Genomic DNA, 6,642 nt, shown 5'->3' with positions numbered 1-6,642 from the left:
CAGCAAGGCGGGCAGTCCGAAGATCCTGCCAGAATGCACCCTGCCGCTGACCGGCAAGGCCTGTGTCGACCTGATCGTCACCGACCTGTGCGTCATGGCCTGCGACAAGCCGGGCCTGCGGCTGATCGAACTGGCCCCCGGCGTCACGCTGGAGGAGGTGCGCGCCAAGACAAGCGCGCCGTTCACGGAGGAACTGGCATGATCCGCTATGCGCGCGATGATGCGGGGGCTCCGCCGTCGCTGGTGGCCGATTACCGATCCACCTCGCTGCGGGCACCGCTCCAGCCGCCGCTGGCGATCCCGCAGACCCTGACCGAGACGACCGGACCGGGGGGCTGCTGGGATCGGCTGATGGGCTCAGCACTGGCCGACCTGACGAAACAGCATCAGGGCGAACCGCTGGGGCAGCGGATCATCGTCACGGGCCGGGTGCTCGACGAGCAGGGCCGCGCGGTGCCCGATACGGTCATGGAAGTCTGGCAGGCCAATGCCGCCGGGCGCTATATCCACGCCAAGGACCAGTGGGATGCGCCGCACGACCCGAACTTCACCGGTGCGGGCCGCGTGGTGACGGATGGCGAGGGGCGGTATCGCTTCGTCACCGTCCGGCCGGGGGCCTATCCATGGGGCAACCACAAGAATGCGTGGCGGCCCGCGCATATCCATCTGTCGCTGCTGGGGCCCGCCTTTGCGACGCGGCTGGTGACGCAGCTTTATTTCCCCGACGATCCGCTGATCGAGATCGATCCGATCGCGAACGCCGTGCCGATGCCATATCGTCAGCGACTGGTCGCGCGGCTCGCCATGGACGTGACCGAGCCCAATTGGGCGCTCGGCTATCGCTTCGACGTGGTGCTGAAGGGGCGCGAGCAGACGCCGTTCGAGGAGGATCATCATGACCATTGATCCCGCCAGCCGCCTCCCGGCGCCGCGCGTCGACAATCAGGATCCGGCGCTGTTCGGTCAGACGCCCAGCCAGACGGTCGGGCCGTTCTTCCATTATGGCCTGCCGTGGAAGGGCGGGGCGGACCTGGTCGGCCAGTCCGACATGGGCGCCCGGCCCGAATTGATGCCCGAGGCGCATTATGTCCTGAACCTGTCCTCTCCGACCGGCACGCCTCTGGGTGACGTGATCGAAATCACCGGGCGGGTGTTCGACGGGCAGGGCGCGGCCATTCCAGATGCGATGATCGAAATCTGGCAGGCCAATGCGGCGGGGCGCTATCGCAGCGTGGACGATATGCGCGACGACGTGCCGCTCGACCCGCATTTCATCGGCTTCGGCCGCGCGGCGACCGACGAGGATGGGCGCTATCGTTTCCGTACGATCATGCCGGGGCGGGTGCCGGGGCCGGATGGCGGCCAGCAGGCACCGCATATCGCGCTGTCGGTCTTCGCGCGCGGTGTCATCAAGCGGCTGGCGACGCGGCTATATTTCGCCGGGAGTGCGGGACTGGAGAGCGATCCGGTGCTGGCGGTTCTCTCCCCCGAACGACGCGACACGTTGATCGCGCAGGCCGTGGGCGAGGGGGTGTGGGCGCTCGACCTCGTCCTGCAGGGCGCGCGCGAGACGGTGTTCTTCGACCTGTGAGCGATCTGCTTCGCCTTCGCCCCGCCGCCAGCCCCGCGATGATCGCGGTGTTCGACGACGCCGTGACCATCGCCCATGCCCGTGCCTTCGAAGTCGCGCTGGCCCGCGCGCAGGCGGCGGAGAATGTGATCGCGCCGGACGTCGCCGAGGCGATCGCGACCGGCGTTGCGTCCGCCCGGATCGAGCCCGCCGAACTGGCGGAAGAGGCGGCGCTCGCGGGTACGCTCGCCATTCCGCTGGTGGCCCGGCTGCGCGGCGCGCTGGGCGGCGAGGCCGCGTCGGCCCTGCACCGGGGCGCGACCAGCCAGGACGTCGCGGACAGCGTGCTGATGATGCAGGTGCGGGCCGCGCATGGCGTGCTGACCGCGGATGCGCAGCGGGCTGTCGCCGCCCTCACGCGCCATGCGCGGGACCATGCCAGGACCCCGGCGGTCGGTCGCACCTTGTTGCAGGATGCCCTGCCGGTCGCGTTCGGCCTGCGTCTGGCGCAGGCGGCGGCGGGAATCGCGGACGCGCTGGAACATCTGAACGAGGCGGTGGCGCGGCATGCTGTCCTCCAGTTCGGCGGGGCGGCGGGCACCCGCGCGGGGATGGACGGGCGGGGCGCGGCGGTGGCCGCGCATATGGCAGCGGCGCTGGGGCTGGCGACGGCAGCGCCGTGGCACGCGCGACGGACCGGCGTGGTCGCGATCGGTGCGGGCGTGGGCATCCTGATCGGTGCGCTCGGCAAGCTCGCCCGCGACGTGTCGCTGCTTGCCCAGAATACGATCGGCGAGGCGCGGGAGCCGGTGATCGCGGGGCGGGGTGGGTCGTCGGCGATGGCGCACAAGCGCAATCCCACCGGATGCCAGGTCGCGCTGTCTGCCGCCATCCGTGCGCCGGGGCTGGTCGCCACGCTGTTGGCGGGCATGCCGCAGGAGCAGGAGCGCGGCGTTGGCGGCTGGCAGGCGGAAGGGCCGGTCCTGACCGACCTGTTCCTGCTCGCTTCGGGCAGCGCCGCTGCAATGGCGGCGGTCGCCGAGGGGCTGGAGATCGACGCGGCGGCGATCGCCCGCAACCGTGCCGCCGCCGATATGGGCGAGGATCTGGGCGAGAGCGCGGCGATCATCGCGGCGCTTCTGGATGATAAGGACTGACATGGCTTACACCCTTCGCGATGGCGTGCGCCTGCACTGGCGGCTGGAGGGGGCGGCGGACCGGCCGGTGCTGGTCCTGCTCAATTCGATCGGGACCGACCTGTCGTTGTGGGACCGCACCGTCCCGCTGCTCCTGCCTGCCTTCCGGCTGCTGCGGATCGATACGCGCGGGGCGGGCGGATCGGATGCGCCGGAGGGCGATTACACGCTCGCCATGCTCGCGGACGATGTCGCCGCGATCATGGACGATGCCGGGGTGGCGCAGGCGGCGGTCGCGGGCGTGTCGCTGGGCGGGATGATCGCGATGCAATGCGCGCTGGATCACCCGGAGCGCGTGGCCGCGCTGGCACTGATCTGCACCTCCGCGACGATGGACCCCGCCGCCTGGACGACGCGGATCGACATGGTGCGCCAACAGGGGACCGCCGCCATCGCCGACATGGCGGTCGGACGCTTCCTGTCGCCCGGTTTCGCCGCGCGGCATCCCGAGATTGCGGACAGCTTGCGCGACGGTATCGCGCGACAGGCGGATGCGGGCTATGCCGGTGCCGGGGCGGCGATCCGCGACATGGCGCTGATCGACCGGATCGACGCCATCGCGGTGCCGACGCTGGTCGTGACCGCGATGCTCGATGTCTCGACCCCCTATGCCGGACATGGCGAGCATCTGGTCGCCACCATTCCCGCTGCCCGGCATGTCGGCGTCGATGGCGCGCATCTGCCCCCGATCGAGGCACCCGCCGCGCTGGCGACGGCGCTGCGACGGTTCCTGACGAGGGACGAGGCGGTCGAAGCCGCCGCCGACACGCTGTTCGAGGCGGGGCTCGCCAACCGCCGCCGCGTGCTGGGCCATGCCTGGGTCGAGCGCAGTCTGGCCAGGCAGACCCCCCTGACCGCCGATTTCCAGGCGATGATCACCCGCATCGCCTGGGGCGAAATCTGGGGGCGGCCGGGACTCGACGACCGCACCCGCCGCCTGATCGTACTGGCGATCACCTGTGCGTTGGGACGCTGGGAGGAGTTCGCGCTCCACGTCCGCGCTGGGCTGACCCAGGGCGGATTCACGCGGGACGAACTCAAGGAAGTGCTGATGCAGACCGCCATCTATGCGGGGGTTCCCGCCGCGAACACCGGCTTTGCCGAAGCGCAGACGATCATCGACACGCTGGACCAGGACGCCTGATGACCGACGCCTATATCTGCGACGCGATCCGCACTCCCATTGGCAAGCTCAACGGCGCGCTGGCGAGCGTGCGCGCCGACGATCTCGCCGCCATCCCCTTGCGCGCGCTGATGGAGCGCAACCGCCATGTCGACTGGCAGTCGGTGGACGATGTCCTGCTCGGCTGCGCAAACCAGGCGGGTGAGGACAATCGCAACGTCGCGCGCATGGCGGCGTTACTCGCCGGACTTCCCGAAGCGGTGCCGGGCGCTACCATCAACCGGCTGTGCGGATCGGGCCTCAATGCCGTGGGCAGCGCGGCACAGGTGATCCGCAGCGGCGATGCCGAACTGATGATCGCGGGCGGGGTCGAGAGCATGACGCGCGCGCCCTATGTGATGGGTAAGGCTGCCAGTTCCTTCGACCGGGGCCAGCAGATCGAGGATACGACGCTGGGCTGGCGCTTCATCAACCCGGCGATGCGGGCCGCCCATGGCGTCGATACCATGCCGCAGACCGCCGAGAATGTCGCCGACCAGTGGCATGTCGGACGCGAGGAGCAGGACGCTTTCGCGCTGGCCAGCCAGCAGAAGGCGGCCGCGGCGATCGACAGCGGGCGGCTGACCGTCGAGATCGTCCCCGTCTCCATTCCCCAACGCAAGGGTGAACCGGTCCTGTTCGACCGCGACGAGCATCCCCGCGCGACCAGCCTGGAGGCGCTGGCGAAGCTGAAACCGGTGGTGCGCGCGGACGGCACCGTGACCGCCGGGAACGCCTCGGGCCTCAACGACGGCGCGGCGGCGATGCTGGTGGCGAGCGAGGGCGCGGCGGCCCGCCATGGCCTGACCCCGCGTGCGCGCGTGCTGGGCATGGCCTCGGCGGGGATCGCGCCGCGCATCATGGGCGCGGGGCCGATCGAGGCGGCGCGCAAGCTCTGCCGGATCACCGGGCTGACGCTCGACCGGATCGACGTGATCGAACTCAACGAAGCCTTTGCCGCACAGGCGATTGCTACCCTGCGCGATCTGGATATCGCGGCCGACGATCCCAGGGTGAACCGCAACGGCGGCGCCATCGCCTTCGGTCATCCGCTCGGCATGTCGGGCGCGCGGATCGCGATGACGGCGGTCGAGGAACTGCACCGCACGGGCGGCCGCTATGCCATGGCGTTCATGTGCATCGGCGTGGGGCAGGGGATCGCGCTGATGCTGGAGCGCGTATGAAGAGCGCCTTAATCTATGTGAGAGCCAAACCGATAATTAAGGACCGTCTTGAACGGGGATGCAGCTGTTGGTGCAGCTATACATGACTGGATCGCAACCCAGGCTTATCCGCTATATTTTCCGCATCATCCGCGTGGTTCGATCTCACCCACTTCTGGATCGGCAGAAGGCTTCAGTACGCTGATACGGCAGAGTATTAATTATCGGTTGGGCTCTGTGGAGGAGGAAATTTAGGCGCAACAACGCAAACCGGCGGCCGGGCCGCCGATTTGCTGGTGCGCGCGCTCGTTCAGAGGCGATCGAGCGCGGTATCCTCCAGCCGCAGGCGGCTTCCGGAAGGCGGGAGGGGGTACTTGTCGGCGCCGTGCTCATGCCGGACACTATGAGCCATGACCGGTCCTGGCCTGCCCGACGCACAGCCCGTCTTCGCGCATCATGTGCGCGCGCTGCTGGCGCGTCAAGCGCAGGCCGACCGGGATCTGGTGGGCGCGTCGTACCGTCGTGGACGAAATCACCAGCCCGATTTGGACGCAGGGCAGTCGTCAGCCAGCCGCAAGGCGGATGCGCTTGCCAAGGCCGTCGGCATCGACTTTCACCGACCCAGCCCGATCCGGCGGGGTGGCCGCCAGACCGGCGGCGGCCGGGTGGCGCGGCGAGCATTTCGACTATCTGCGCGACGGCGCGAAGGTCACGATCATCAGCCATCTCGACTATATCCGGCGCGATCAGGCGGTGGCGGATCTGGCCGAGGACCTCGTCATCGACATGATCGATGAGCAGGTGATCCGGGGCGGTATGAACGCCCGAGCCATCGTATCCAATATCCCCGGCAGCCCTGAGCGTCAGCGGTCGTTGTTCGTTGCGGCCGAGCAGAGCGAAAGCCAGCCCAGGGCCCATCATCTCACCGCCTCGACCGCCGAGGTCGGACGATATGATCGGGTGGCGGGATTCGCGACAAGTCCGCCCTGGCTGCGCGACATGAGCCGAAGACTGAAGGCGGCGCGCCGGGAAGCCGAAGCCAAGGCGGCGGCCAAGGGACGCCCCTTCAAGGACCGGCAGGTCGTCGTCGCGGATGTCACGCCCGAGGAGGCATTCGACCGGCTGACCTGGTTCGATAAGCATCCCAGCTTCCCCGCGCCGCGATGGCAGCAGGGACGGACGGGGCGCAGCCACTATCGCTTCGTGCAGGAACTGCCCGCCGACTCCAAGCCAGAGCAGCAAGGTCAGATCCTTCGCGACATCGTCGCGATGCTGGCGGCGGATGGCTGGATGGCGGTGGGGGTGATCCACCAGCCCGATCAGCATGGCGACAAGCGCAACTTTCACATCCATGTAGACGCCTATGACCGCCCGGCGAAGTGGATGGACAAGGAGGGCAAATGGGATTTCGAGGTGGTCGAGCGCAAGAACGGCAAGAACACCCGGCCCTATCGCCAGAACAAGGTCAGCTACCGCGCGGAGCCCGACGCCAATGGAAAGCGCGCCAAGGTCGATACCGCCGAGCTCATGCGCGGACGTTTCATCGACATC

5 protein-coding genes and 2 pseudogenes are annotated in these 6,642 nt (G+C 68.8%); all 7 read left to right on the top strand.

Annotated elements, in window-relative coordinates; genetic code table 11:
• A pseudogene (locus SM191_RS19025) lies at positions 1 to 202 on the top strand (succinyl-CoA--3-ketoacid-CoA transferase); the annotation flags it as partial.
• Positions 199 to 906, top strand: coding sequence for a protocatechuate 3,4-dioxygenase subunit beta (pcaH, locus tag SM191_RS19020; RefSeq protein ID WP_341507581.1), 708 nt, complete (start codon positions 199 to 201; stop codon positions 904 to 906). The pseudogene SM191_RS19025 and the gene pcaH, both read left to right, overlap by 4 nt.
• A complete protein-coding gene (gene pcaG / locus SM191_RS19015; protein ID WP_341507580.1) occupies positions 896 to 1,591 on the top strand; it encodes a protocatechuate 3,4-dioxygenase subunit alpha in 696 nt (231 codons plus the stop codon). Before pcaH ends, pcaG begins: the two co-directional genes overlap by 11 nt.
• Positions 1,588 to 2,727, top strand: a complete 1,140-nt coding sequence (locus tag SM191_RS19010) for a lyase family protein (protein WP_341507579.1) — start codon at positions 1,588 to 1,590, stop codon at positions 2,725 to 2,727. Before pcaG ends, SM191_RS19010 begins: the two co-directional genes overlap by 4 nt.
• A gap of 1 nt (position 2,728) precedes the next feature.
• Positions 2,729 to 3,910, top strand: coding sequence for a bifunctional 3-oxoadipate enol-lactonase/4-carboxymuconolactone decarboxylase PcaDC (gene pcaDC, locus SM191_RS19005; RefSeq protein WP_341507578.1), 1,182 nt, complete (start codon positions 2,729 to 2,731; stop codon positions 3,908 to 3,910).
• Positions 3,910 to 5,112, top strand: coding sequence for a 3-oxoadipyl-CoA thiolase (gene pcaF, locus SM191_RS19000; RefSeq protein ID WP_341507577.1), 1,203 nt, complete (start codon positions 3,910 to 3,912; stop codon positions 5,110 to 5,112). Before pcaDC ends, pcaF begins: the two co-directional genes overlap by 1 nt.
• A 618-nt stretch (positions 5,113 to 5,730) precedes the next feature.
• Positions 5,731 to 6,642 (top strand): annotated as a pseudogene (locus tag SM191_RS18995) (hypothetical protein); the annotation flags it as partial.

Origin of the sequence: Sphingomonas sp. 2378 (assembly GCF_038084995.1) — a bacterium.
GTDB lineage: Bacteria > Pseudomonadota > Alphaproteobacteria > Sphingomonadales > Sphingomonadaceae > Sphingomonas.
Note: the sequence above shows the minus strand (reverse complement) of the source record. Positions and strands in the feature narration are given on the sequence as shown.